Origin of the sequence: Nocardia mexicana NBRC 108244, from assembly GCF_001613165.1 — a bacterium.
GTDB classification, from domain to species: Bacteria; Actinomycetota; Actinomycetes; order Mycobacteriales; family Mycobacteriaceae; genus Nocardia; species Nocardia mexicana.
Genome location: NZ_BDBV01000010.1, coordinates 16,263 through 40,333 on the forward strand (window position 1 = coordinate 16,263; position 24,071 = coordinate 40,333).

The following is a 24,071-nucleotide window of genomic DNA, read 5'->3' on the forward strand; positions in this document are numbered from 1 at the left end:
CGGCATGCTCGTCTCATGATCGATACCGAGGGCACGCAGCTGTTCCACAAGACCATGCCGTTCACCGAGAGGCTCGGTGTCGAGGTGCTCGAGCACGGGCGCGAGGTGGTGCGCAGCCGGCTGGCCTGGGATGAGACCCTGTGCACGCTGGGCGGGGTGCTGCACGGTGGCGTGCTGATGTCGCTGGCGGATTCGACCGCGGCGGTCTGCGCGTACCTGAATCTGCCCGAGGGCAAGCAGGGCACCACGACCGTGGAATCGAAGACGAACTTCCTGCGGGCGGTGCGGTCCGGACATGCGGTGGCCACCGCGCGGCCGCTGCACGCCGGGCGCAGCTTCATCGTCGTGGAGACCGAAATCCACGACGACGCAGGCAAACTCGTCGGCAAGGTCACCCAGACCCAAGCCGTGCTGTAGTCACTTCACCAGCGTGAACTGCATGACGTCGAGGTGCCCGCTGCGGAAGTGGGCCGCGCAGCCGGTGAGGTATTTGAGGTAGCGCTCGTAGGTCGCCTCGTCGGTGGTGGCGATCGCCAGGTCCCGATGTTCCCGCAGCCGCCGCGCCCACTCGTCGAGCGTGCGCGCGTAGTGCCGCTGCAGCGGCTGGATCCGCTCGGTGCCTAGGCCCGCACCGCCGGCCAGCCGGGTGACCTCGGACGGTTGCGGCAGCTGCCCGCCCGGGAAGATCTCGCGCTTCATGAAGATGTGGAACAGCGCGTTCTCGCGGGTGATGGGGATGCCCATGCGCTTCAGGTCGGCCAGGGTGTGCCCGATGATGGTGTGCAGCACCATTCTTCCACCGGGCGTGAGCATGTCGTGGCAGCGGCGGAAGAACTCCGGGTAGCGTTCGCGGCGGAAATGTTCGAAGGCGCCGATGCTGACGATGCGGTCGGCGGCGCCGTCGAACTCCTCCCAGCCCTGCAATCGCACCTCGACTCCGGACAGGCCCAGCCTTCGGATCTCGGCAGCGGCGTACTCGAATTGGTTGCGGCTCAAGGTCAGTCCGACGACCTGCACCGAATACCGCTGGGCCGCACGCAGAATCGTCGACCCCCAGCCGCATCCGATGTCCAGCAGCGTCATCCCCGGCCGCAGGTCCAGTTTGCCCAGCGCCAGATCGATCTTCGCCAGCTGCGCCTGCTCCAGGGTCGCGTCCGGGGGCTCGAAATAGCCGCAGCTGTAGGTCATGGTCGGGTCGAGGAACAGCCGGTAGAAGTCGTCGGACACGTCGTAGTGCGACTGGACATCCCGGTAGAACGGCGCGAGTGCGGTCACGGTAATCACCCCTGTAGATACCTGCAACCAGGACTACGACGACGGGGTGCCGCTGGTTCACCCGGCCGGTTACGCTCGGCCGGTGGCGAAGTTCAAGACATTCGACGGCCTGGAGCTCAACTACCGGGAATGGGAGGGCGACGGGGTCCCGGTGGTGCTGCAGCACGGCATCGTCGCCGATACCAATGCCAATTGGATGAGCGTCGGCGTGGTCACGGCGCTGCAGGAGGCGGGCCACCGGGTGATCTCCCTCGACGCCCGCGGGCACGGGCGCTCGGAGAAGCCGCACGATCCGGCGCGCTACTCCTGGTCCGCCATGGCCGCCGATGTGCGGGCGCTGTACGACGAGCTCGGCCTGAACCAGGTCATCCAGGTGGGCTATTCGATGGGCGCGATCATCTCGCTGCTGGTCGCCGCGGCCGACGAGCGGGTGGCCCGCCTGGCGATCGGGGGCGTCGGATGCGGGGTCGTCGACCTGGGCGGAATCGATCACCGGGCGATCACCGCCGAACAGCTCACCGCGGCCATGCGGGGCGACGCCGCGCAGGTGCCGATGCCCGGCGCGCTGTTCCGGCTGCTGGCCGAGGCCGTCGGCGCGGATCTGCCCGCCATCGCCGCGGTCGCCACGGGCCTGAACGAGGCGCCGATCGATGACCTGTCGGCCGTCTCGATGCCCTCCCTCGTGCTCGCGGGCGACGCGGACCCTTTCGCGGCCGAGCCCGAACGCCTCGCCGCCGCCCTCCCCGATGCCCGGCTCGCCGTCGTCCCCGGCGACCACCTCACCGCCATCGCCACCCCCGAATTCCACACGGCACTGGTCGAGTTCCTCCGCTGAGCCCCAGGGCCCGCCTTTTCGCGTACCCCTGCCGCTGAGCGCCGGGACCACCACCCTTCGCGTACCCTCCGCCTCTGTCCCCCAGGCGCACCTGCCCATTCGCGCACCCTTTGCGTATTCCCGCACCCGGTGCAGCGGGCCGGAGGGGGTGCGGGAACCAGCAGGGGGTGCGTGAAGCTGGCGGGAGTCGTGGAATCGGGGGCGAGGCCGTAGCGTGGCTGGGGTCGGCGTGATCGGGCGGAGGGACTGATGGGTTTCGCTCAGGGGTTTTCGCGGCTGCGTGAGGTCGGTGGCGTCGTGGCGGGACGGGTGGCCGAGTTGCGGGGGCCGGTGCTGCCGGAACCGACGGTTGCGCAGACCGTTGCCGCGCGGCGGCGGTTCTTCGGGGACGAGACGGTGGATCCGGTGACCGGAGAGGTTCGTGCGGATCGCGTGGTGGTGTCGTGGTTCGGGTGTGCGAGTTACGCGGTCGCGCTGGGCGGCGCGGTGATTCTGCTCGATGCGTGGGTGCCGCGCGGGGCGACCTCCGGCTACGTTCCGACCACTCCGGCCGAGGTGGCGGCGCTGCGACCGGTCGCGATCTTCATCGGGCACGGCCATTTCGACCATGCCGCGGACGCCGGTCCGATCGCGCGAGCGTCCGGTGCGGTCGTGTACGGCACGGCCGAGCACTGCGCCACCATTCGCTCGGGAATCGAGGACGGGCACCATTTGCGCTGTGTCACAGTAGGTTCCGCAGCGGCGTCGCCCGGCGACAGGTACGACCTGGAGGTGGCGCCCGGGGTCGAGGTCACGGCCGTGCGGCATCTGCATTCCGCGCCGACGCCACGCGATATCAGCCTGGCCGGTTCCCCTGCCGTGCGCCCCACACCCTGTCCCTGCGATATCCGCGGATACCGGCCGCATCCGGCCGACGCCGCGCATCTGCTGACGCACCTCGCCGATCCCGAGGGCGGCACGCTGCTGTACCAATTCCGCACCGGCACATTCACTCTCACCTGGCACGACTCGTCGGGACCGCTGCTGGACAAGGCGCCGGGCGTGCTGGACGTGCTGCGCGACCTACCCGCCAGCGATCTGCACCTGGGCGCTATCCAGGGCTTCAACCAGTACACCAACGGCCTGCGCGACCCACGCTCCTACATCGAGGCGCTGCGCCCCAGGGTGTTCGCGCCGAGTCACCACGACAACTGGCTCCCGTTGATGACGTCACGCGGCACCGTCTACCGGGAGCCGCTCGAGGCCGAACTCGCCCGCATTCCCGAGGATCGGTGCCCGGAACTGCGCATGCTCACCGATCGCGCCGACTACCTCGCCCCGGCGCGGCTGACCTTCACCGTGTGAGCGGACCGGTCCGGAGCAGGACGCGGCCCCGATTGCGGCGCGTCTCGACCAGCTCCAGGGCGTCGGCGGTCCGATCGAAGGCGAATTCCACGTGCCGTGGTCGAATCCGCCCGTCCGCCAGCAGTTTCCACAACTCGGCGCGATAGGACTCGAGCACCTCCGGCTCAGTACGGGCCAGCAGTCCCACCGAGAAGCCGGTGACGGTCTTCAGGTCCGCGAGCAGGCTGCTCGCCGCCACCGTGCCGCCACCCGCGCTGTAGGCGACGAACCGGCCGCGCGGAGCGAGTGCTTCCACGCCGCGGGGCACGAGGTCTCCCCCGACGCCGTCGACTACGACATCGAATCGCTCGTCCCAGGGCTCGTCGTAGGACACGACCGCATCCGCACCGCATTCGCGCACGAAATCGGCCTTGTCGAGCGCGCCGACCGCCCCGACGACGCGCGCGACGCCCAGTGCTCGCGCGATCTGCACCGCCAGATGGCCGCTTCCGCTGGCCGCGGCGGTGACCAGCACCGATTCCCCCTCGGCGCACCGCCCGGCCCGTACCGCCCCCAGCGCCACCAGACCGCCACGCACCACGACCAGGGCATCGGCGGCATTCGCCCCGGAGGGGATCTCGGTCACCAGGGCCGGGTCCGCGAGTACCTGATCGGCGTACACCGAATCGAATACCACACCGCCGACCCGCCTACCCAGCCAGCCGTCGGAGACGCCGGGTCCGGCCGCCACGACGATGCCCACCATCTCGCCGCCGAGCCCGGACCCGCTGCCCGACTTCAGCGTTCGCAACAGACCGACATGAACCCCGACGAGTTCCGTACGCACGAGCAGCTGTCCGGCGCCAGGCTCGGGCCGCGGGACCTCGACGAGTTCGGGGCCGCCGGAGAATCGAATCTTGCGCACTGGTCGTGCCTTTCGGTTGTTCGGTGCCGGAACGTCCGGCGGATCTTGGTGAGGCCCGACCGGGTGTCGGGACACGTTCAGCAGGTGTTCCGCGGCAGCATCTCCACCTCCCTTCGAGAAACTTACGTTGGACGTAACTTTATGTCCGAAGCATTCAATGCGTCAATCGTAAATTTACGACCGTGGTACCGTTTGCCCATGGGCACCGAGGTACCGGGACTGCGGGAGACCAAGAAGCGCGAGACCCGGCAATCCATCTCCGATCACGCCACGCGACTGTTCATCGAGCGCGGGTTCGAGGCGACGACCATCGCCGAGGTCGCCGACGCGGCCCGGGTCGCGAAGAAGACGGTGACGAACTACTTTCCGCGCAAGGAGGACCTGGCGCTGGACATCCATCAGCGGTTCGTGGCCTCGCTTGCCGACACCGTCGCCGCCCGCGCGACGGGTGTTTCCGCGCTGGCCGCCCTGCGCACCGAATTCCTTGCCGCCACAGCCCGTTTCGATGCCCTCGCCGGTTTCTCCGGCCCGGAGTTCTGCCGGATGATCGCCGAGAGTCCCACCCTCGTCGCGCGCCTGCGCGAACTGCACGAACTGCGGGAATTCGCCCTCGCCGAGGTATTGCCCGGCGACGACATCACCCGCCGGGCGGCCGCCGCACAGCTCGGCTCCGCGCACCGCCTGCTGTTCCAGCGAGTCCAGGAGCTCACCATGCAGGGCCGGTCCCGCAGGCGCATCGCCGCCACGGTGCAGGACGAGGCCGCTCGGGTATTCGGCCTGATGGAGCCCGCCCTCGGCGACTACGCGATCGCCTAGCGCTCCATCAGGACGAGACGCCGATCCGGGCCTGCAGCCCCTCGCCGAAGGTGCGCGCTGACTCGAGAGCGATCGCCCGACCACCGTGGGAACGCACCGGCAGGGCATCGGCCAGCGAGGGAACGCACGGGCGGGCCGATTTCTTACCGATCGGTGACGCGCCCGCGCGTATCACCCCACGGGCGGCCCGCAGCGGTGAGGATCGGGGCATGACGCCGACCCCGACCCTCACCTGATCCGATGCGAGTCCTGCTGACCGGCGCCGCCGGATTCATCGGTTCGCATATCCGAGACGCGCTGCTCGCCGCCGGTGACGAGGTGATCGCCGCCGATCTCATGCTCGCCGCCGCGCACGGCCACGACGCCCCGGCCCCCGACGGGGTTCACCTCGCCGATGTGCGTGATCCGGACACGGTGGACGAGCTCGTGCGCGGCATCGACGTGGTGTGCCATCAGGCCGCCGTCGTCGGCGCGGGGGTCAGCGCCGCCGACGCTCCCGCCTACGCCAGCCACAACGATCTCGGCACGACGGTATTGCTGGCGGCGATGGCGCGCGCCGGTGTGCGGCGCCTGGTGCTGGCCTCCTCGATGGTCGTGTACGGCGAAGGCCGGTACCGCACAGCCGGTTTCGAGGTCGCCGACCCGCCTCCACGGCGGCCCGAGGACCTCACTCGGGGAAGCTTCGAGCACCTCGATGCCGCCACCGGCGAACCGCTGGCGTGGGCGCCGATCGGTGAGGACAGCCCGTTGCGCCCGCGCAGCCTGTACGCGGCGAGCAAGGTGGCACAGGAGAACTACGCCTGCGCGTGGGCCGCGGCCACCGGCGGCGCGGTGACGGCGCTGCGCTACCACAATGTCTATGGCGACGGAATGCCCAGGGATACCCCGTATTCCGGAGTCGCGGCGATTTTCCGGTCGGCACTCGAGGCGGGTGAGTCACCGCGGGTATTCGAAGACGGCGGGCAGATGCGCGATTTCGTGCACGTCCGCGATATCGCCGCGGCGAATGTCGCCGCGGTCCACCGGCCGCTGCCCGGGTTCGTGCCGCTCAATATCGCCTCCGGCACGCCGATCAGCATCCACACCGTCGCGCAGGTGCTCGCCCGCGCCTCCGACGGCAAACCACCCGTCGTCACCGGTGAATTCCGCCCCGGCGACGTCCGCCACATCGTCGCCGGCCCCGAAAAGGCCCGAGAGGTCCTGGATTTCAGCGCCGCCGTCTCCCCGGCCCAGGGTCTCGCCGAATTCGCCACCGCCCCACTACGATCCGCCGCGGGGATCGGTGCACCCACCTGGCGTTGAACGACCGGGCGGCCGTCCACGAGTGCCTATCCGTCCCATCGGACTACTCCGGTACCTCGCGCGGTGCCGCGTCCGGGAGGTCGTGGCGGCCCTCACTTCGTCATTCCGGCATGCTTGTGGCCGGAATCCAGCCGCGCGGTGTGGATCCCGGCCCGAAGCATGCCGGGATGACGAAAAACGACACCGCTGGGAACGTGCCGGGATGGCGAGAAACGACGCCGCTGGGGAACATGCCGGGATGGCGAGAAACGACGCCGCTGGGGAACATGCCGGGATGGCGAGGAGCGATGCCGTTGGGGAACATGCCGGGATGGCGAGGAGCGATGCCGTTGGGGAACAGCCGGGATGGCGAGGATCGATGCCGGGCGAACGTTCCTGGGTCCTCCGGCGCTAGCTGCTGCCGTTCGGGGTGGACGTCAGCGGCAGCAGAATTTCGAAGCGGCAGCCCACTTCCCGGTTCCGGGCGGTGATATCGCCGCCGTGCGCCTGGACCAGACCCGCGGCGATCGCGAGGCCCATGCCGCTGTTCGTGCCGATATCGGTGGCGACCGGGGAACGGGCCGCGGTGCCCCGATAGGCGACCTCGAAGATGCGCGGCAGATCGGCCGGATCGATCCCCGGGCCGGTGTCGTCGACGCAGACCTGGGCGTGGCCGTCGCCGATACCCGCGGAGATCTCGATACTGCCCCCTGGCGGCGTGTGTTCGATGGCGTTGGCCACCAGATTTGTCAGCACCCGGGTCAGGGCGCGATCGCTCCCGGCCACCACGATCTGCGAATCCGGTTGCCGCGCGCAGAGACTCACCTGGCACCGGGTGGCCGTCGGCTGATTGGCGGCGGTCACCTCGTCGATCAGCTCGCGCAGATCCACCGGTTCCAGGGTCAGCCGCAGCGCACCGGAATTGATCTTCGACATCTCGAACAGGTCGTCGACCATGGCGGAGACCCGATGCGTTTCGCGCACAATCTGATTCGCATAGCGCTCGACGGCGTCGGGCTGGTCGACCACCCCGTCGACCAGCGCCTCCCCCATCGCCCGGATGCCCGCCAGCGGGGTCCGCAGGTCGTGACTGACCCAGGTCACCAGCTCGCGGCGGGAGCGCTCGGCGGCCCGCTCCTGTTCGCGCATCTGCCTCTCCCACACCGTTTTCCGCGCCTGCACCCGCCCCAGCACGACGGCGGCCGGCACCGCTACCACCGTCACGACACCGAGCACCACGCCAATGCGCCGCAGTTCGTCGGTGAACATCATGCCGCTCACCGCGACCACCCCGGCGAGCGTGGCCAGCGTCGGGATCAGCACCAGCGCCACCATGCTGGTGGTCAGGCTGCGGTTGTGGGTCAGCCGAATGGCGATGGCCCCCAGGATCACCACCGGCACCGATCCGGACAGGGCGTATCCGATCAGGCCGGGCAGGTCAGTCGACATCGTGGTCCTCCTCGCCGGGCCGGTCCCACGCGTAGCCGCGTCCCCAGACCGTCTCGATCCGGTGCGCGGCACCGAGTTTCGCACGCAGGCGTTTGATGTGCACAGTGACCGTGGACTGGTCGCCGAAGCTCCAGCCCCACACGCGTTCGAGCAGCTCGTTCCGGCCGAAAACCTGCTGCGGATGCGCGAGCAGGAATGCCAGCAGGTCGAATTCGCGGGCGGTCAGTTCCACTCGCTGGCCGTCCACCAGCACCGCCTGTGCGGCGGGGCGCACCTCGATCGCCCCACTGCGCAGCACGTGCTCGGCCGCGGGTGCGGGCCGGTGCGCCCGGCGCAGTACCGACGCCACCCGCAGCGCGAGTTCGCGTGGGCTGAAGGGCTTCACGATGTAGTCGTCGGCGCCGGAGCGCAGGCCCAGCAACCGGTCTTCCTCCTCGCCCAGGGCGGTGAGCAGGATGATCGGGGTGTCGGGATGACGGCCCGCGCGCACCGTGCGGCACAGTTCGATGCCGTCCGGCGGCGGCATCATCACGTCCAGGATCGCCAGGTCGATATCGTTGCGCGCCAGCACCTCCGCGGTGGCGGGTCCGTCGGCGGTCTCCACGACGGTGAGCCCGTCGCGTTCGAGGTACCGCCGCACCACCTCCCGGACCACCGGGTCGTCGTCGGCCACCAGAATGCGCATGACAGTTACCAATTCGTGAGAAGGAGGTGGTTGAGGAGCAGTGCCGCCAATGCTTGCACGGCGAGCCACACCCGCACGTGGCGCAGTGGCAGGAAGGCCGTGGCGGCGAGCAGCCACACGGTGAACGGCAGCCAGATCCGTTCCGTCTCGGCCTTGCTCAGTCCGCTGAGGTCGGCGACCAGGATGGCGGCCAGGCCCGCCATTGCCAACACGGCCGCCGGGTCAGCACCGGAACGCCAATGGTCCAGGCGCACACGTACTTTCGCCGATCTCGTCAGCGCCCGAACAATGTCCACCAGTCCGGTGGACCGCGCCGTGTCGCCGGGCGCGTCTGCCCGACAAGCGTCGGTTCTCGGCAGCGCCCGCGTGCCGCGCGCACCGGCTCGCAACGCCGCTGGGTTTCCGACTTCGCCGGAACGAGGTCCGCCCCCGTCCCTCGTATCACGGCCCGAGCCGCCATACGCACCGAGACCTTTGGTTTCAGAGGTTTCCCGATCCGGCGCAACCCGATCTGGCAGGAGCGCGCAGCCGCTACGGTACAGCGCCGCCGCGGTCGCCAGGCCCACCGCGCAGACCGTGGCCGCGAGATTGCCCCAGACCCAATAGGAATAGGGACGTTCGGTGGCGATGCCCTGGTAATAGCGTTGCACCACAAGGTGATAGCCCTCCAGCCACCAGAATCCCCCCGCGGTGAATGCGGCGACCACCACCGCGACTCCCAGCAGGGCCGGCACGGCGGGCCGGAAGCCGCGCACCAGCAATACGGCGGCCGCCGGGATCGCCATCAGCACCAGGCCGTAACTCAGATACAGGCCGAAACCGAACAGCAGCCCCGACATCACCGCGACGGCGGGCCATCCCGGACGCTGCCTGGTGGCGATCGCGAGCAGCGCCACCGCCCACGCGGTCACACCGGCGAACAGGGCGTCGGCCGACACCGCGATCCAGATCGCCGCCGGGGCCAGGGCGAGGAAAGGCGTTACCGCCCTGGCGCGTTCGGGTGCGCCCAACGCGTCGAGCGCCACCGGGACCGCCACGGCGGCGCTGCACCCGACCAGCACACACACCACCGCGGCCCAGGCGCCGCCGCCGAGGCCGACCCGATCCAGCAGCACGAACACCAGCAGCGCACCGGGCGGATGCCCGGACACGTGCGTCGTCCACGAGTCCGGCTGGAAGTCCAGGATGCGCCCCGCGAATCCCCGCAGCATGAGGCCGATGTCCCCGACCCCGCCCACCTCGTGCAGGTATTCGTGCCCGCTGGTCAGCCGACCGGCGAAACCACGCTGCCACCCATCCACCATGGCCAGCGCGAACGCCCAGGTCACCGCGGTCGCCCAGGTGGCCGCCAGCAGTCGCCGCCACGGCAGCCGCCGCGCGGCGACCGGGCCGAGGACGATCACCAGGATCGCCACAGCTATGGCGGGGCCGGTGCCCCAGCCGATGTGCGGCTGCCAATGCCCGAAGATCGGCGCCGCCGCCGCGTACACGTGCCGCCGCCACTGTTCGCCACGAATTCGCGGAACCGCGAATGCCGCGACCACGAGCAGGGCGGCCGCACCGGCGCACACCAGGTCGGCGCGGACTCCGGTACGCCGCCGGGCGGGAATGAGGATGGGCTGCCGCACAGCGTTCACCCTATGCCGCGGCACCGGCGGGATCCGCCCGAACAGCGGACACCTCCGGTGTCGTCACACTTTTGTCACCGGTTCGATCGGCCGTTATCGGACGCCGCGGGCCTACGGTCTGTGCTGTGACCGATACGCGCAGCGCACAGGACATCACCGTCGTGATTCCGTGCCACAACGAGGCTGGAGCGTTGCCGGGCGTGCTCGCCGCCGTGCCGTCCGGATATCGGGTGATCGTGGTCGACAACGGTTCGACCGACGGCACCGCCGCGGTGGCCCACGAGGCCGGGGCGAGAGTCGTGAGCGAGCCGAACCCGGGCTACGGATCGGCCGTGCAGGCCGGAGTGCACGCGGCCGATACGACCGTCGTCGCCGTGCTCGACGGCGACGGTTCCATGGATGCCGGAGAGTTGCCGATGCTCCTGAGCGACCTGGGCCCGGGTGTCGACATGGTCGTCGGGCGACGGCGGCCGCGCGGCTCCGGCGCCTGGCCGTGGCATGCCCGCCTGGGCAATCTGCTGATCGCCGGGCTGCTGCGCCGACGGCACGGGCTGGCGGTGCACGATATCGCCGCGATGCGGATCGCCCGCCGCGACCGCCTGCTGGCGCTGGGACCGCTGCATCCACGCTCCGGATATCCGCTGGAACTACTGATCGGTGCGGCGCGGGCCGGATGGCGGATCGTGGAGCGCGACATCAGCTACCGGCCCCGCACGCACGGGGTGTCCAAGGTCTCCGGCTCGGTGCGCGGCACCGTCCGCGCGGTCCGCGACTTCTGGAGCGTGCGATGACGAACCTCGACGCCACGCTGCTGGTGATCGCGAAGTCGCCGATTGCCGGATTCGCGAAAACCCGTCTCACACCGCCGTTTTCACCTCACCAGGCCGCGGACCTCGCGGCCGCCGCCCTGCTGGATACGCTGACCGCGGTGCGCCACAGCGGCATTCGCCATCGGGTGGTCGCGTGGACGGGCGATCTCGAACGCGCCGAACGGGCTGGGGAACTGGCCGCGGAGCTGGCCGATTTCACGCTCATCCCGCAGCGCGGCGACACCTTCGGGCATCGATTGGCCAACGCGCACACCGACGCTGCCGCGCTCGGCGCTCCGGTGCTGCAGATCGGCATGGACACGCCGCAGGCCGGACCGGCGCTGCTGGCGGCCGCGGCCGCACGCTTACTCGACAGCGGCGAGACGGTTCTCGGCCCCGCCACCGACGGCGGCTGGTGGGCCCTGGGCCTGACCGATCCGGGGCCCGCGCAGCTGCTGCCCGAGGTGCCGATGTCCACCAGCCGCACCGGGGAGCACACCCGAACCGCGTTGCGCCGCTATGGGTGCCGAGTCCATCGCCTGCCGACGCTGTCGGACGTCGACACCGCCGCCGACGCGATCGCGGTGGCCGCCGAGTACCGCGGGCACTTCCCGCGCGCCCTCGCCCGGCTGTCTCCGCAGGACGAGCGCCACTCGGCGCCCGTGCTGGGGGGCGGCACGGCACGGGTGGGTGGCGCATGACTGACGCAGGCCCGCCCGGGCAAGGGAACAACCGGCTGCTACTCCCGGAAAGGGTTGCCGCACAGCTGTCTCCGGCTCGGTCGGCGGCAGTGGCGGCCCGCGTGGGCATCGCACTGGGGATCGCTGTCTCCGTGTGCTTCCTGACCGGACTGCTCAGCCACTGGATCCAGCACCCGCCCACCTGGTTCGCCTGGCCCTCGCGGCCGGTGTGGCTGTACCGGGTAACTCAAGGCACACATGTGATCTCCGGTGTTGCTGCGATCCCGCTGCTGCTGGTGAAGCTGTGGTCGGTCTATCCGCGGCTGTTCGCGCGGCCGCTGCTCGGCAGCCCGCTGCGCCTGCTGGAGCGCGGATCCATCGCCGTGCTGGTGGGTTCGGTGATCTTCCAGCTGGCGACCGGGTTGCTCAACATCGCGCAGTGGTACGCCTGGAAGTTCTTCTTCACCACCACGCACTACACGATGGCCTACATCGCCATCGGCGCATTGGCAATCCACCTGGCCGTCAAGCTACCCACGGTGCGATCTGCCCTGACCCGATCGGTCCCGCACGCGCCACCCGATCCGGGACAACAGCCGGTCGTGCCGCCGCCGACGGATGACGAACTGGTTGCGCGGCAGGGTATTTCGCGCCGCGCGGTGGTGGGCGCGGCCGGACTCGCGGCCACCGTCGCCGGCCTGGCTGTCGCCGGTCAGACCGTTCCGTTCCTGCGCGGCATCGCCGTCCTGGCTCCACGTTCCGGCCGGGGGCCGCAGGGCCTGCCGGTCAACCGGACCGCGTCCAACGCGGGCGTCGGTGCCCTCGCCCGGGATCCGGCCTACCGCCTGCGGGTGTCCGTAGGCGGGCGAGAGCGCACCTTCGACCTCGGCGAGCTGCGGGCGCTACCGCAGTCCGAGGCGGTGCTGCCGATCGCCTGCGTCGAGGGGTGGAGCGCCTCGGCGCACTGGGGCGGCGTGCGGCTGCGTGACCTCCTCGCGGCGGTCGGCGAATACCACGGGGGCAGTGCGCATTTCACCTCGCTCGAAACCGGCGGGCTGTACCGCGAGTCGTTACTGCCCCGGCCTCATATCGAGGACCCAGCCACCCTGATCGCCCTGCGGTTGAACGGCGAGCAGCTCGACCTCGATCACGGCTATCCGTGCCGCCTCATCGCGCCGAGCCGCCCGGGAGTGCTGCAGACCAAGTGGCTGGCCCGAATCGAGGTGCGGCAATGACGACCGTGCGCATCCTGCTCGCCCTCTGTGGCGTCACCGCCCTCTGGTACAGCGTCACCCTGCTGCTGCCGATGAGCAACGCTGATCTGAAATCGGTAGCGATGTGGTTTGCCGGTGGAATCCTGTTGCACGACTTCGTCTTCGCGCCGCTGTGCGCCGCTGCGGGATACACGGGCCGTCGACTGCTTCCGCGAGCCGCGTGGGCGCCGGTCGCCTACGGCGCCGTCTGCACCGTGACGTTGCTGGTCGTCGCGGTGCCGGTACTCGGCCGTGAGAACGCGGTCGCGGGCAACCCCTCGATCCTGGACCGCCCCTATGCCTGGGGCCTCATCGTGGCCTCGGCGACCGTGTGGACGGTCGTGGCCGTCGTGATGCTGCGGAATCGCCGACGCGGACGTGATCTTCATTGTGCAGCGCCGTCGCCGCGCCGATGATCACCGCCCGGCGTCGTGTGGTCGCCGCTGTCCATCGACCGCGACTCGCCCATCGCATCGTCGTGCCCGCCGTGGTCATGCTCGGTATCGGGTGATCCGCCCATCATGCGCAGCATGGGGATGCCGCCGGTGCGGACGAAGCGCAGCACCAGAACCGCTGCCAGCACCAGGAATACGATGTTCAGCCAGGTGGTGTAGTTCCAGCGGATACCCTCCTCCATCACCATGGCATTCCGCTCGGAGGGTATGAGACCCGTTGTGCCGAACAGGATTTCGACCAGGTAGCCGGATACGACCATGGCCGCGTAGAAGGTGGCGAAGATGGTCAGCATCATCCGGGTGCCGTAGTACTTGCGGTAGATGTTGAGGATCGGCAGGATCAGCAGGTCGGCGAAGAGGAAGGCCACCACGCCGCCGAAGCTGATGCCGCCGTTCCACAGCACCGCCGCCAGCGGCACGTTCCCGATCGAGCATACGAAGGCCGCCATGGCCACCACCGGCCCGACGATCGGCCCCCATATCGCCGACAGCACCGGGTGATCGGTCAGAAAGAAGTTCTGCCAGAACGAATCCGGCACCCAGGCGCCGATCGCACCGGCGACGAGCAGACCGATGATCAGATCGCGCAGGATCGCAGCCCACTCCATCACGAAGACGTGCGAGACCGAGGTGAATCCGCGCGGCGACAGCAGGCGGCGCAGGAACGACCCGTCGCCGGTCACCGACATGTCCATGGCCGCATGGCCTTCCATCGATCCGACCATGCCCCGATCGGCCTGTCTGCGGGCCTCGTCGATGAGACGCGACCGCACGAACAGCCGGAACAGCACCGCCACCAGCACGATCATGATGGGGCCGCCGATGAATTCGGCCGCGGTGAACTGCCAGCCCATCAGCAGGGCCAGAATGATGCCGAGTTCGACGACCAGGTTCGTGGAGCCGATCTCGAACGCCATCGCCGCGGTGAAGTTCGCACCCTTGCGGAACAGCGACCGCGCCAGCGCCACCGCCGCGTACGAGCACGATGAGGAGGCGGCGCCCAGCACCGACGCCACCGCGAGGGTGCGGGGCCGGTCGTCGCCCATCAGCCGCACGATCGTGGACTTGCGCACCACCGCCTGCACGACGGCCGAGAGCGTGAATCCGAGGATCAGCGCCCACAGGATCTCCCAGGTCATCGACCCGGCCAGCGCCAGTGCGTGGGCAATCGCGTGCATCCGACCTCCGTTCGCCGAGCCGATCGGTAACCATCCAGCAAACGACGCTATACCTCCACCGATCACGGACCTCGGCGACGCGGCCGACCACTCCTGATACGGACGCCCCATCCGCATTTCCGGCGGAGCATGCGGCGCACCCCGGCGGGTGGGTTTACACCTGTGACAGCCGAGCCGCCTGTTCCGCAACCCGCTCCGCGTACTCGACGGGATCCCGGTCCGGCATCACGTCGAGCTGGCTAATCCCCAGGGCGGCATAGCGTTCCGCGTCGGCCGCGAAGGTGCCCGGCTCATCGACGACGGGCCCGAGGTAGACGGCGGTCTTGCGGATCGCGTCGAAGTCGCGCCCCTCGGCCGCGCAGTGCCGCCGTAGCACATCGAGCTTGTGTGCGACATCCTCGGGGGTGGAGGCGAACAGGTTGCACGCGTCCGCGTAGCGCGCCACCAGCAGCAGCGTCTTCTGCTCGCCACCGCCGCCGACGAGGATCGGCGGGCGGGGGCGGGTCAGCGGCGCGGGCACGCACAGCGTCTCGGCCAGCTGGTAGTGGGTGCCCTTGTAGGGGCCGTTGTCGTCGCTCCACATCTGCAGACAGATCTGCAGCGTCTCCTCGAGCCGCTCGAACCGCTCCCCCATCGGCACCAGCGGGACCCCCAGCGCCCGTTGCTCGCGCTCGTACCAGGATGCGCCGATACCCAGCTGAGCCCGTCCGCCGGACAGCACGTCCAAGGTGGTGACGATCTTGGCGAGCAGGCCCGGGTACCGGTACATCACCCCGGTGACCAGCGCGGACAACCGAATCCTCGATGTCAGAGCGGCCACGTAACCGAGCGTCGTGTACGCCTCCAGCATCGGCTCGTCGGCGGTTCCGCGGTGCTCCATCTGGAAGTAGTGGTCCATCACGGTGAACTCCGCGAACCCCGCCTGTTCGGCGATGCGCGCGCTCTGCCCGAGCGACTGCGCGATCCGCGCGGGATCCGCCGGGGTCGAGAAGTTCCAGTAGTGCAGTCCCAGATCCATCGCTGCTCCCTTCGTCATGGCGGCATCACCTCAGCGGAAGCCGATCCGCCGCAGTCACGCACCGGGCGGTCCGCCCTGGTGGCACGGCATTTCGCGGGCACGTCACCCGCCCGGGTCCAGGCTACGACTCGGAGTGGGCTCCAGATCAATCCCTATCCGCGTACAGGTGCACCGCTGTGCGTCCCACGGCGCACGACGGCCACGCCGAGCAGCGCCAGGACTCCCAGAACGATGGCGAAAACTCCTGCACCCCACGATAATCCGATGCCGTTGCCGAGGAATCCGGCCGCGACCGGCAATGTCGCCGCCGGTATGTATCCGCCGATGTTGAAGGCCGAATTCGCCTCGGCGCGGCGGGCATCCGGCACGGCGGCCAGAAGCAGGGTCAGACCGCCGAGCTGGCCCAGGCCCTGCCCCGCGCCCGCGAGCAGTGCGGCGGCGATCAATGCGGGCAACGCGCCGAGGATCAGCGCGAGACCGAGCGCCAGCATGGCCGCCATGGTCGACATCGCCCCGGTCAGCAGCACCGATCGAGTGGCCAGCGGCCGCGCCGCGAACTGGGCCACGGTTGCCGCCGCGAACATCGCGAAGGCCATGGCGCCCGCGATGATTCGGTTACTCGCGCCGAGTAGTTCGACCAGAAGCGCCGGGCCCAGCGAGAGCACGAACGACGTCGCGGTGATCCCCGGAGCGAATACCGCCACACCGGCGGCCAGCTGACGGCGGTTCTCTCGCGGCACGGTCGGAATACGCACCCGGCCACCAGTTTTCGCCGAGGGCTCCGATGACGGCAGGCCCGCGGCCACCACCGCCGCCGATATCAGCAGCACGGCCTCCACGACGAACACCACCACGGTGGGCGCGGGCAACAGCTCGGACAGCACACCGGCCAGCAGCGGCCCGGTACCCGCGCCGAACACCATCGCCGTGGATGCGGCCAAGGCCGCCAGCCCCTTTCGCTGCGCACCGGCGACATCGGCAACGGCCGCCATGCCCGCCGCGACCGTCGCACCCACCGCGATACCGGTGAGCACTCGGGCCAGGCCCAGCACCGGCACGGAATCGGCGGTCGCGAACAACACACAGGCGATCACGGCCAGTGCCAGCCCCGGCAGCAGCACCGGGCGCCGACCGACCCGGTCCGACAGCACGCCCGCGACCAGGAGCGCACCGAGGAGACCCACGATGTACCCGGCGAAGATCACCGTCAGCGTCCCGGTCGAGAACCCCAGTCGCGACTGCCACAGCGGATAGAGCGGGGTCGCCGCGTTCGAAAGCACGAACACCGCGAATACCGGCCAGGCGGCGAGCCATATGCGTCCGGCCGACACCGGCGTCGCCACCGGGCGGGACAGGGTGAGGGTAGCCATCCGATCCTCCAGATTAGTACGATAAATCTCGTATAAGTACGAACGGAGTCGTACAGTAGCACTATTACGAGAAAAGTCGTACAGTGTCGGCATGGCCACCACCACCCGAGCCGCCTGGGCGCGGCATCCCGAACCACCCGGCACCCCGTCGCCGCTGGATGAGCCCGCGACGGACGAGCTGCGCCTGGAGACGGTGATGGGCGCGCTCAGCGACCCGCTGCGGATGGGCATCGTGCAGAAATTGCTGCTGGACGCCGAGGCCTACGACCATCCCTGCGGCTGGTTCGGCATCCCCCGCCCGAAATCGTCGCTGACCCATCACTTCCGCGCCCTGCGGGAGGCCGGGGTGCTGCGGCAGCGGCAGTACGGACTGGAGCGGCGCAGCCACGTCCGCATCGATGACCTGCAGGAACGCTTCCCCGGCCTGCTCGACCTCGTGGCCGCGTGGACTCCCGCCGGAAAATGACGAGCGCCGCGGCGCCGCGGGCAACATACTGGCGCGCATGGCGATCTCGACGGCGGACCGGCTGGCTATTCACGAACTGCTGGCATTGCACGGGCATCTCAGCGATGCGGGCGATTTCGACGGGATGAGCGAGGTGTTCGCCGACGACATCGTCTATGACATGACCGAGTACGGCGCGGGACTGGTGCGCGGGCGAGATGCTTTGCGGGATCTGGCTCTCGAACTCGGAGACGGCAACCCGGTTGGGCACCACGTCACCAATGTCGTGATCACCGCAACCGACGGCGATACGGTACTGGTGCGCGCCAAGGGTATCGGGGTCACGGTCGAGGGCACCGTCGCCAGCGTCACCTACGACGATATCGTCCGCCGGACCCCCGAGGGCTGGCGCATCTCCCACCGCCGGGTGGTTCCTCGCCGAACGCCGTTGACTCCCTGAGTCATTCAAACCGCGCCCGATTCTCACGCGCCCATTCGAGGAAGCTGCGCGGTGGGCGGCCTGTGACCTCCTCCACCGCCGGATGAACCCGCGCGGTGAACGATTCCAGCGCCGTGGCGCGCAAAGCCATGATGGCGTCGGCCATTTCGGCATCGACACCGAAACCCACCAGGGCCGCACGCGCCTGTTCCGGTGTGGTCTCCGCGTAGCGCAGCGGGCGGCCGAGCATCCCGGCGAGGATCTCGGTCTGCTCGCCCGGCGACAGCGCTCGCGGCCCGCTGAGCGTGTAGGTCCGGCCTTCGTGGCCGGGTTCGGTGAGGGATTTCGTTGCGACAGCGGCGATATCGTGCGGGTCGACGACCGCGATGCGCCCCTGACCATACGGCGCGTAGACGGTGTCGTGGGCGCGGATCGTCGGCGCCCAATGCAGCGCGTTGGACATGAAACCCAAGGGGCGGATCATCGTCCACGCCGTGCCCGCCGCGCGCACCGCCCGCTCTCCCGCGCGATGCCACGTCGGAATCGGATCGGTCGCCGCCGCGTCACCCGCCCGGCCGGAGGACAGCTTCACGATATGCGGCACCCCCGCGTGCGCCGCGGCCTCGGCGGCATGCTCGTCGTGCCGGGCGAGGTCGGGGCCTGCCGACAGCAGGAACAGGCGGTCCGCTCCCGCCACCGCATCCGCCAGCCCTTCCGCCTCCCCCAGGTCGGCGCGCACCACCTCGACCTCCGGCGGGAGCCCGGCACCCTGCGGCCGGCGCGTGACGGCCCGCACCTCGACTCCCGTCGCCAGCAACTGATCGACCACGGCACGTCCGACGGTCCCGGTGGCACCGGTCACGACGATCATGGGCACTCCTTCGCTCGAATACTGCGGGGGATCCCGCACCACCCGAGCCTGGGCCGACAGCATCGATCAAGCTATCCACCGGGCCGAACTCGCACCTTTCCGTCGTCGGACCTCACGTGCACCCCGGTTTCCTCCAGCATCTGCGCAGAAGACGCCGCTTCACTCCACCTGCGGTTTCACATGTACCGGCCAAGGCGATTCACGCCCTCACCCCGCCGAATCCCGGCCGATCCGGGCGGCCGCGGCGGCGATGCGCTCCGGATCGGCTCCGGCCAGCAGTTCCAGCAGCAGGCCGCGAATCAGCGCCAGGGCGCGAGTAGCCCGCGCCTCGGCCGTCTCGATCGGCGTGGACGGCTGGGCCCGGATCAGCAGTCGCCGCCAGTCCCCGGTGGATTCGGCGGCGAAACCGGCCCACGGCCCGGGTTCGGGACCGACCGAGCGAATGAATGCCTCGTAGTTCAGCCGCACCATGGCCCGCTGCCGTGGCGCCGACAGCCATTCCCACAGCCGCCGCGCCGAGACCTCGAAACTGTCTGCCGCGCAGGATGATTCGTCACCCAACAGGGCGTCCACCTCGGCGATCTGCCGACTTCGGGTGTATGCGAGCACCTCCCGGATCAATTGATCCTTGCTGCCGAACAGATACAGCAGCACCCGCGGGCTGCTCCCGATCGCCGCCGACAGCGGCCGCAGCGATACTCCGGCCAGGCCGTGCTCCAGCGCGTAGGTGTAGCTGGCCTCCAGCAATTCCGCGCGCCGCGATAAGCCGTCAGCGGACATGACCGACCTTCCGTCCCGGGACTTCCGGCGCTAGAGTAACTGAAACACTCGTTTCAGTGGAGGCAATCGCATGGCCGACACCGATTTCCGGCTCACCGGCCGCACGGCACTGGTCACCGGTTCCGCGCGCGGACTCGGCCTGGAGATGGCGCGCGGCCTGGCCGCGGCCGGTGCTCGTGTACTCCTCAACGGCCGCGACCCGAACACACTAGAGGCCACCGCCGCCGAACTCCGTGGGCAGGGCATGGCGGTGCGGGCGGCCGCCTTCGACGTGACCGACAGCGCCGCCGTGCGGGACGCGCTCGCCGCGACCGGGCCGATCGACGTGCTGGTCAACAATGTCGGCCGGCGCGATCGGCGCGGCATGGACGCCTTGCCCGCACCCGACCTGATCCGGCTGTTCGAGACCAACGTGGCCGCGGCATACACGCTCAGCCGCCATGTGGCACAGGGGCTTACACATCGCAACCGACCGGGACGGATCATCAACGTCTCGTCGGTGATCGGACAGCTCGGCCGCGCCGGCGACGTCGCCTACACCACGGTCAAGGCCGCCCTGGACGGCCTCACCCGCACGTTGGCCGCCGAGTTGGGCCCGCACGCGATCACCGTGAATTCCGTCGCCCCGGGCACTTTCGCCACCGAGGCCAATGCCACGCTCGTCGCCGACGAGTCGTTCGCCGCATGGCTGCGCACCCGCACCGCGCTGGGCCGCTGGGGACGGCCCGAGGAGATCGCGGGCCTGGTCGTATTTCTGGCCGGTGACGCCGCCTCGTTCATCACCGGCCAGACCATCGCCGTCGACGGGGGCCTGACGACCACGTTCTGATCGGCCCGGCACGCAGCTCACCGTGATCGCGCGGGACGTTACGCCTCGGCGGTGCCGGTATCCCGAGTGTTCGCAGTTCGGAAGCCCCAGGGGCGCAATAGAACCGCGATCACCAAGGCGCCGGCGAGCAGGAGGGTGCCGATGACGACCATGCCCACGGTGAATCGGAACGTGTCGACGACCGATACCGCCGCAGCCAGCCCGAGGACGAAACCCAGTTGCCCGGCAGCGGTTTTCACGGCCGCCAGCACACCGCTCATATCCGCCGGGAGCGACGACATGAGCACCGCCGATTGCGGGTTCTGCGCCCACATCACTCCGAATCCGGCCACCGCGCAGACCGCCGAATACACCCACAGCTCGGCATTCGCACCGACACCCGCCAATGCCAGAATGCCCACACCGCAACAGATCAGGCCGGATACGTACAGCGTCCGGGCCGACCACCCCCGTTCCTGCGCCTGCGCGGCGAGGTCCGCCCCGAGCACCATGCCCAGATACAGCGGCACCGCGACCACCATCACCATGGACACCGACAGGCCACGGTGGCCGTGCAACGCGGTGATCGTCTGCAACACGACGACGGCGGCGGCGAATCCGGCCAGCATCCCGGTCGACCAGGTGGCGGCGAACGGCGCGGAGGTCAACAGCCGCACGGGAACCGCGGGCTCCGCGGTGCGCAGCTCCCGCCTCGCGAACAGCACGAGCAGCACCACCGCGGCGGCCAGCACGCTCGCCGCCAGCGGGTCGGTCCACCCCCGATCGGCGGCCCCGTACACCCCGCCTACCAGAGCGGCGAGCGCCGCGGACCCCAGCAGCACGCCGACACCGTCGAAGCGGCGGGGCGTGGCCGCCTTCGAGTCCGGGACCGTCAGCCAGCCGAGCGCCAGGAGCAGCGCGGCGATCACGCCGGTGATCAAATAGCCCGTGCGCCAGGTGGTTCCGTCGACCAGCGCGGAGCCGACGACTCCGGCGGCCATGATCGCCACCGACTGCAGGCCCAGCCATACGCCGAAGGCCCGCGGCAGGTCCTCCGGAGGGTACAGCGCCGCGACGATCGCCAGCGCCGTCACGAAACAGGCGGCGAGGCCCGCGCCGGTGATCACCCGGCCGATCAGGAAGGTCGTGGAGTCCGACGCGTACGTGGCGACGAAGGCGCCGACGACCACGGCGGATGTGCCGCCGAGCAGGATCCGCCGGCGCCCGAGACGGTCACCGAGCGTCCCCGCGCCCAGCAGGCACGCCGACAGCGCGATCGCGCCCATACCGGCTGCCAGCCAAGCGATTCCGGAACCCATCGCGAAGTATTCGGAGGCCCGCGGCACGGCGACGACGTGGATCACCGTGTCGCCGCCCAGCAGACCCGACAGCAGGGCGAGGACGCCGAGGGCGAGAGCCCGCCGGTCCGATCGTCCACGCACCCGCACGGGCCAGACCTGCGCCTGCGGGGTATCGAGTGCCGTCATGCCCGCCTCCTCGCCTCACTGACCCGACCAGCAAGCCCCCGACAGCGGGGCGGAACGCTCCCCACGAGTATCCGAGAGTGAAACACCCCCGGACAAGATCAGCGACCAATCAGTGACCGAAGAGCAACCATCCAGACAACCCGGCCGAAAGCACGCCGGGGAACGAGTGTGAAGCCACGCCTGGGATAAAGAGTGCGCAGCCGCGCTGGGAACAACAAGTAACGGGCCCATGCCGGGGATAAAGTGCGCAGCCACGCCGGGAACAGGTGCGGAGCCGGGCGGGGAACAAGTGCGGAGCCGCGCGGGGAACAAGTGCGCAGCCACGCCGGGAACAAGTGCGCAGCCACGCCGGGAACAAGTGCGCAGCGCGCGGGGAACAACGAGTGCCGGGGACAACAAGTACAGAGCCGCTCGGGGACAACAAGTAAGTACCCGCCAAGAACAACAAGTAACGGGCCCACGCCGGGATAGCAAGTACGGACCCGCGGCGGGGATATGAGTACAGGCCCGCGCGGCGGGACAGCAAGTGATGGGCCGTGGGGACGACGACTCGAGGGTTGCGCCGGGACGGTGGGTAAAGGGAGTCAGGCGGGGCGGGGGGTGCGGCGGGCGGTGGTGGCGAACTGGGCGCGGGCCTCGGCGGGGGTGACGGTGAACGGGTGGGCGGGTACGCCTGCGGTCAGGTGCTCGCGGTAGAGGCGGGCGGTCATGGGGCCGATGGCCGCCTTCAGCACGGCGGTCTTGATGCGGTCGCCGCTCAGGGCGGCCGTGGCCGCGCGCATGGCCGGGCGCACCGCCGCGTCCACCGCGGCCGGTTGGTCGAAGCCGCCGACCTCGCGCATCCACTTCGGCAGGGTCGCGATCACCGCCGGGGCGATCAGCCGGCTGCCACCCCACAGTTTCAGTCCCTTGTCCCGCGGTGTGTGCAGCAGATAGTGCATGCCCTCGTGGGCGCGCGGCGAGCTGCACAGCCGAGGCCGCACCGCGGCGAAGTACTCGCGCACTTCGGCCCGCGAGCGCGGGACGTCGCCGAGCTTGCAGGTCTGCAGCTCGGCGGCGACCACGCACTCCTCCCAGTACCGCTGCTCCTCGGCGGGGCTCAGCGGACCCGGGCCGTACATCTCGTAGCACTTGAGCACCCCGTGCCAGCCGGTGACATGGATCCACAGCTGCGAGTCCGGGTTGTTGGCGCTGTAGCGCTTGCCCGTGATCGGTTCGATCCCGGTCGCCTTGGCGTGCACCTTCATCAGGTGCTCGGACGCCTCGATCGCCATCCGGCTGTCGGCGACGGCCGCGATGAGGAAATAGGCGAAGGTGTGGTCCAACCGCCCGCGCGGATCGCTGTAGATGCCGCCGACATCGGCGACGGCCGCGGTGAGATCCGGGTCGAAATGCTCGAGCACGACCGAACGCTGGAAACCCAGCAGTGCCGTGGGCGCGGTCCACACCTTCCAGGTCGGCGAGTCCGGGCCGAAGAACCCGTAGTCGACCTCGCGGATCTTGCGGACCGGGGCGTTGAATTGCGGGCGCATGGCTGCCGTGGTCATCGTGTGCTCCTTTGCACGACGTTCTCTAGAGACCGACCAGTGTGTTCATTCACGAGTGTAGCATTTCTGTTACTCGCGGTACCGGCTGCGGTCAGGGGTTCATTTCGTAGGTCCCGGCCAGCGCACGCGCCTGCCGCACCACCGCCTCGAATCGCGACGGATCGGCAATCGGGCGCCGCACCAGGTCCAGCGCGCGCGTCTGCTGCGCCTTGGTGGCGGCGGGCTTGCAGTGCAGAGTCGTTGCGTGGCCGGAGAATTCGCGCACGAACACGTCGAATATCTGGTCCAGCACGTCCTCGTCGGTGCCCTCGATGGCGGCCTGCTCGAGAATCAGCTGCGCGTAGGGCACCAGCGTGAACAGCTCCCCGAGGGCGAACAGGAAGTCGACGTCGCGCTGCTGCTGCGCGGTCGGCGGGGCCGCCACCAGCAGCGTCTGCAGCGCCTCGGCCTGCTCCAGGAACAGCGCCACGTTCGGGATGTGCGCGAAGCGGCCGAATACCGGGCGCCAGTCGGCGAAGCGGATCTTGCCCAGCCCGCTGGTCGGACCCTGCCGGAACAGGAAGTCGTCGTCGGTGGCGTCGCGGCGGGTCGGGACGGGATCGTGTGCGGCCCGGGCGAATTCGGCCTTCAGCTGGGGTAGGGCGCGCAGCGCCGGGGCCAGCCGCCGCCCGCCGCGCTGCAGCGTCGAGGACACCGCACGCACGGCACCGGCGG

Annotated in this window: 24 protein-coding genes and 2 pseudogenes; 12 read left to right on the plus strand and 14 right to left on the minus strand. The window is 69.8% G+C overall.

The window, feature by feature from the left end; all coding sequences use genetic code 11:
* The first annotated feature begins 15 nt into the window (after positions 1-15).
* Positions 16-417: a PaaI family thioesterase gene (locus NM1_RS04605; protein ID WP_068014245.1), complete on the plus strand. Its 402-nt coding sequence runs from the start codon at positions 16-18 to the stop codon at positions 415-417.
* On the opposite strand, the gene NM1_RS04610 is transcribed toward NM1_RS04605, so the two are convergent.
* Positions 418-1,275: a class I SAM-dependent methyltransferase gene (locus tag NM1_RS04610; protein WP_068014246.1), complete on the minus strand. Its 858-nt coding sequence runs from the start codon at positions 1,273-1,275 to the stop codon at positions 418-420. It lies immediately after the preceding gene.
* An 82-nt stretch (positions 1,276-1,357) separates the two neighbouring features.
* Here NM1_RS04610 and NM1_RS04615 point away from each other — a divergent pair, with 82 nt between their 5' ends.
* The gene (locus NM1_RS04615) at positions 1,358-2,110 is read left to right on the plus strand and encodes an alpha/beta fold hydrolase (protein ID WP_068014290.1); all 753 of its coding nucleotides are present in this window, start codon (positions 1,358-1,360) and stop codon (positions 2,108-2,110) included.
* 249 nt (positions 2,111-2,359) lie between these two features.
* Positions 2,360-3,454: an MBL fold metallo-hydrolase gene (locus NM1_RS04620; RefSeq protein WP_068014247.1), complete on the plus strand. Its 1,095-nt coding sequence runs from the start codon at positions 2,360-2,362 to the stop codon at positions 3,452-3,454.
* On the opposite strand, the gene NM1_RS04625 is transcribed toward NM1_RS04620, so the two are convergent.
* A complete protein-coding gene (locus NM1_RS04625) occupies positions 3,444-4,358 on the minus strand; it encodes a quinone oxidoreductase family protein (protein ID WP_068014249.1) in 915 nt (304 codons plus the stop codon). The two genes, NM1_RS04620 and NM1_RS04625, sit on opposite strands and share 11 nt — an antisense overlap.
* Positions 4,359-4,556: 198 nt before the next feature.
* Between NM1_RS04625 and NM1_RS04630 the strand changes: the two genes are divergently transcribed.
* Entirely contained in the window at positions 4,557-5,174 is a 618-nt protein-coding gene (locus NM1_RS04630; protein ID WP_068014251.1) for a TetR/AcrR family transcriptional regulator, read from the plus strand.
* Positions 5,175-5,181: 7 nt separating this feature from the next.
* On the opposite strand, the gene NM1_RS42920 is transcribed toward NM1_RS04630, so the two are convergent.
* Entirely contained in the window at positions 5,182-5,385 is a 204-nt protein-coding gene (locus NM1_RS42920) for a hypothetical protein (RefSeq protein ID WP_068014252.1), read from the minus strand.
* Positions 5,386-5,414: 29 nt separating this feature from the next.
* On the opposite strand from NM1_RS42920, the gene NM1_RS04640 reads away from it, so the two are divergent.
* Positions 5,415-6,476, plus strand: coding sequence for an NAD-dependent epimerase/dehydratase family protein (locus NM1_RS04640; protein WP_068014254.1), 1,062 nt, complete (start codon positions 5,415-5,417; stop codon positions 6,474-6,476).
* Between the two features lie 390 nt (positions 6,477-6,866).
* Here the strand turns inward: NM1_RS04640 and NM1_RS04645 are convergent, their stop codons facing one another.
* Genes NM1_RS04645 through NM1_RS04655 form a run of 3 tightly spaced genes read right to left on the minus strand, consistent with a single transcriptional unit; the run spans position 6,867 to position 10,217 of the window.
* Positions 6,867-7,904: a sensor histidine kinase gene (locus NM1_RS04645; RefSeq protein WP_068014256.1), complete on the minus strand. Its 1,038-nt coding sequence runs from the start codon at positions 7,902-7,904 to the stop codon at positions 6,867-6,869.
* A complete protein-coding gene (locus tag NM1_RS04650) occupies positions 7,894-8,589 on the minus strand; it encodes a response regulator transcription factor (RefSeq protein WP_068014257.1) in 696 nt (231 codons plus the stop codon). The genes NM1_RS04645 and NM1_RS04650 overlap by 11 nt, the downstream gene beginning before the upstream one ends.
* A 5-nt stretch (positions 8,590-8,594) precedes the next feature.
* Positions 8,595-10,217: a hypothetical protein gene (locus tag NM1_RS04655; protein ID WP_246011439.1), complete on the minus strand. Its 1,623-nt coding sequence runs from the start codon at positions 10,215-10,217 to the stop codon at positions 8,595-8,597.
* Between the two features lie 125 nt (positions 10,218-10,342).
* Between NM1_RS04655 and NM1_RS04660 the strand changes: the two genes are divergently transcribed.
* From NM1_RS04660 to NM1_RS04675, 4 genes are read left to right on the plus strand one after another with little or no spacing between them, the layout of a single operon-like run.
* Positions 10,343-11,008, plus strand: coding sequence for a glycosyltransferase family 2 protein (locus NM1_RS04660; protein ID WP_068014258.1), 666 nt, complete (start codon positions 10,343-10,345; stop codon positions 11,006-11,008).
* Positions 11,005-11,727: a TIGR04282 family arsenosugar biosynthesis glycosyltransferase gene (locus NM1_RS04665; RefSeq protein ID WP_084519157.1), complete on the plus strand. Its 723-nt coding sequence runs from the start codon at positions 11,005-11,007 to the stop codon at positions 11,725-11,727. Before NM1_RS04660 ends, NM1_RS04665 begins: the two co-directional genes overlap by 4 nt.
* On the plus strand, positions 11,724-12,941 hold the full coding sequence (locus NM1_RS04670; protein WP_084519158.1) for a molybdopterin-dependent oxidoreductase: 1,218 nt from the start codon (positions 11,724-11,726) through the stop codon (positions 12,939-12,941). Before NM1_RS04665 ends, NM1_RS04670 begins: the two co-directional genes overlap by 4 nt.
* Complete coding sequence (locus NM1_RS04675) at positions 12,938-13,375, plus strand: hypothetical protein (RefSeq protein WP_068014261.1); 438 nt, start codon at positions 12,938-12,940, stop codon at positions 13,373-13,375. Before NM1_RS04670 ends, NM1_RS04675 begins: the two co-directional genes overlap by 4 nt.
* A 47-nt stretch (positions 13,376-13,422) precedes the next feature.
* Here NM1_RS04675 and NM1_RS04680 read toward each other — a convergent pair.
* From NM1_RS04680 to NM1_RS04690, 3 genes and pseudogenes are all read right to left on the minus strand, one after another.
* Positions 13,423-14,592: pseudogene (locus NM1_RS04680) on the minus strand (permease); the annotation flags it as partial.
* 154 nt (positions 14,593-14,746) lie between these two features.
* Entirely contained in the window at positions 14,747-15,610 is an 864-nt protein-coding gene (locus NM1_RS04685) for an LLM class F420-dependent oxidoreductase (RefSeq protein ID WP_068014263.1), read from the minus strand.
* A gap of 152 nt (positions 15,611-15,762) precedes the next feature.
* Entirely contained in the window at positions 15,763-16,980 is a 1,218-nt protein-coding gene (locus NM1_RS04690; RefSeq protein ID WP_068014265.1) for an MFS transporter, read from the minus strand.
* A gap of 91 nt (positions 16,981-17,071) precedes the next feature.
* Between NM1_RS04690 and NM1_RS04695 the strand changes: the two genes are divergently transcribed.
* Both NM1_RS04695 and NM1_RS04700 read left to right on the plus strand, forming a co-directional pair.
* Positions 17,072-17,446, plus strand: coding sequence for an ArsR/SmtB family transcription factor (locus NM1_RS04695; RefSeq protein ID WP_068014267.1), 375 nt, complete (start codon positions 17,072-17,074; stop codon positions 17,444-17,446).
* 37 nt (positions 17,447-17,483) lie between these two features.
* Positions 17,484-17,885, plus strand: coding sequence for a nuclear transport factor 2 family protein (locus tag NM1_RS04700; protein ID WP_068014269.1), 402 nt, complete (start codon positions 17,484-17,486; stop codon positions 17,883-17,885).
* 1 nt (position 17,886) lies between these two features.
* On the opposite strand, the gene NM1_RS04705 is transcribed toward NM1_RS04700, so the two are convergent.
* Positions 17,887-18,735, minus strand: a complete 849-nt coding sequence (locus tag NM1_RS04705) for an NAD(P)H-binding protein (RefSeq protein ID WP_068014303.1) — start codon at positions 18,733-18,735, stop codon at positions 17,887-17,889.
* 207 nt (positions 18,736-18,942) lie between these two features.
* Positions 18,943-19,515: a TetR/AcrR family transcriptional regulator gene (locus tag NM1_RS04710; protein ID WP_068014271.1), complete on the minus strand. Its 573-nt coding sequence runs from the start codon at positions 19,513-19,515 to the stop codon at positions 18,943-18,945.
* Between the two features lie 70 nt (positions 19,516-19,585).
* On the opposite strand from NM1_RS04710, the gene NM1_RS04715 reads away from it, so the two are divergent.
* Positions 19,586-20,344: an SDR family oxidoreductase gene (locus NM1_RS04715; protein ID WP_068014272.1), complete on the plus strand. Its 759-nt coding sequence runs from the start codon at positions 19,586-19,588 to the stop codon at positions 20,342-20,344.
* A 38-nt stretch (positions 20,345-20,382) separates the two neighbouring features.
* On the opposite strand, the gene NM1_RS04720 is transcribed toward NM1_RS04715, so the two are convergent.
* The 3 genes and pseudogenes from NM1_RS04720 to NM1_RS04730 form a co-directional block, all read right to left on the minus strand.
* Complete coding sequence (locus NM1_RS04720; RefSeq protein WP_068014274.1) at positions 20,383-21,810, minus strand: MFS transporter; 1,428 nt, start codon at positions 21,808-21,810, stop codon at positions 20,383-20,385.
* Positions 21,811-22,394: 584 nt separating this feature from the next.
* Entirely contained in the window at positions 22,395-23,357 is a 963-nt protein-coding gene (locus NM1_RS04725) for an oxygenase MpaB family protein (RefSeq protein WP_068014276.1), read from the minus strand.
* A gap of 91 nt (positions 23,358-23,448) precedes the next feature.
* A pseudogene (locus tag NM1_RS04730) lies at positions 23,449-24,071 on the minus strand (acyl-CoA dehydrogenase); the annotation flags it as partial.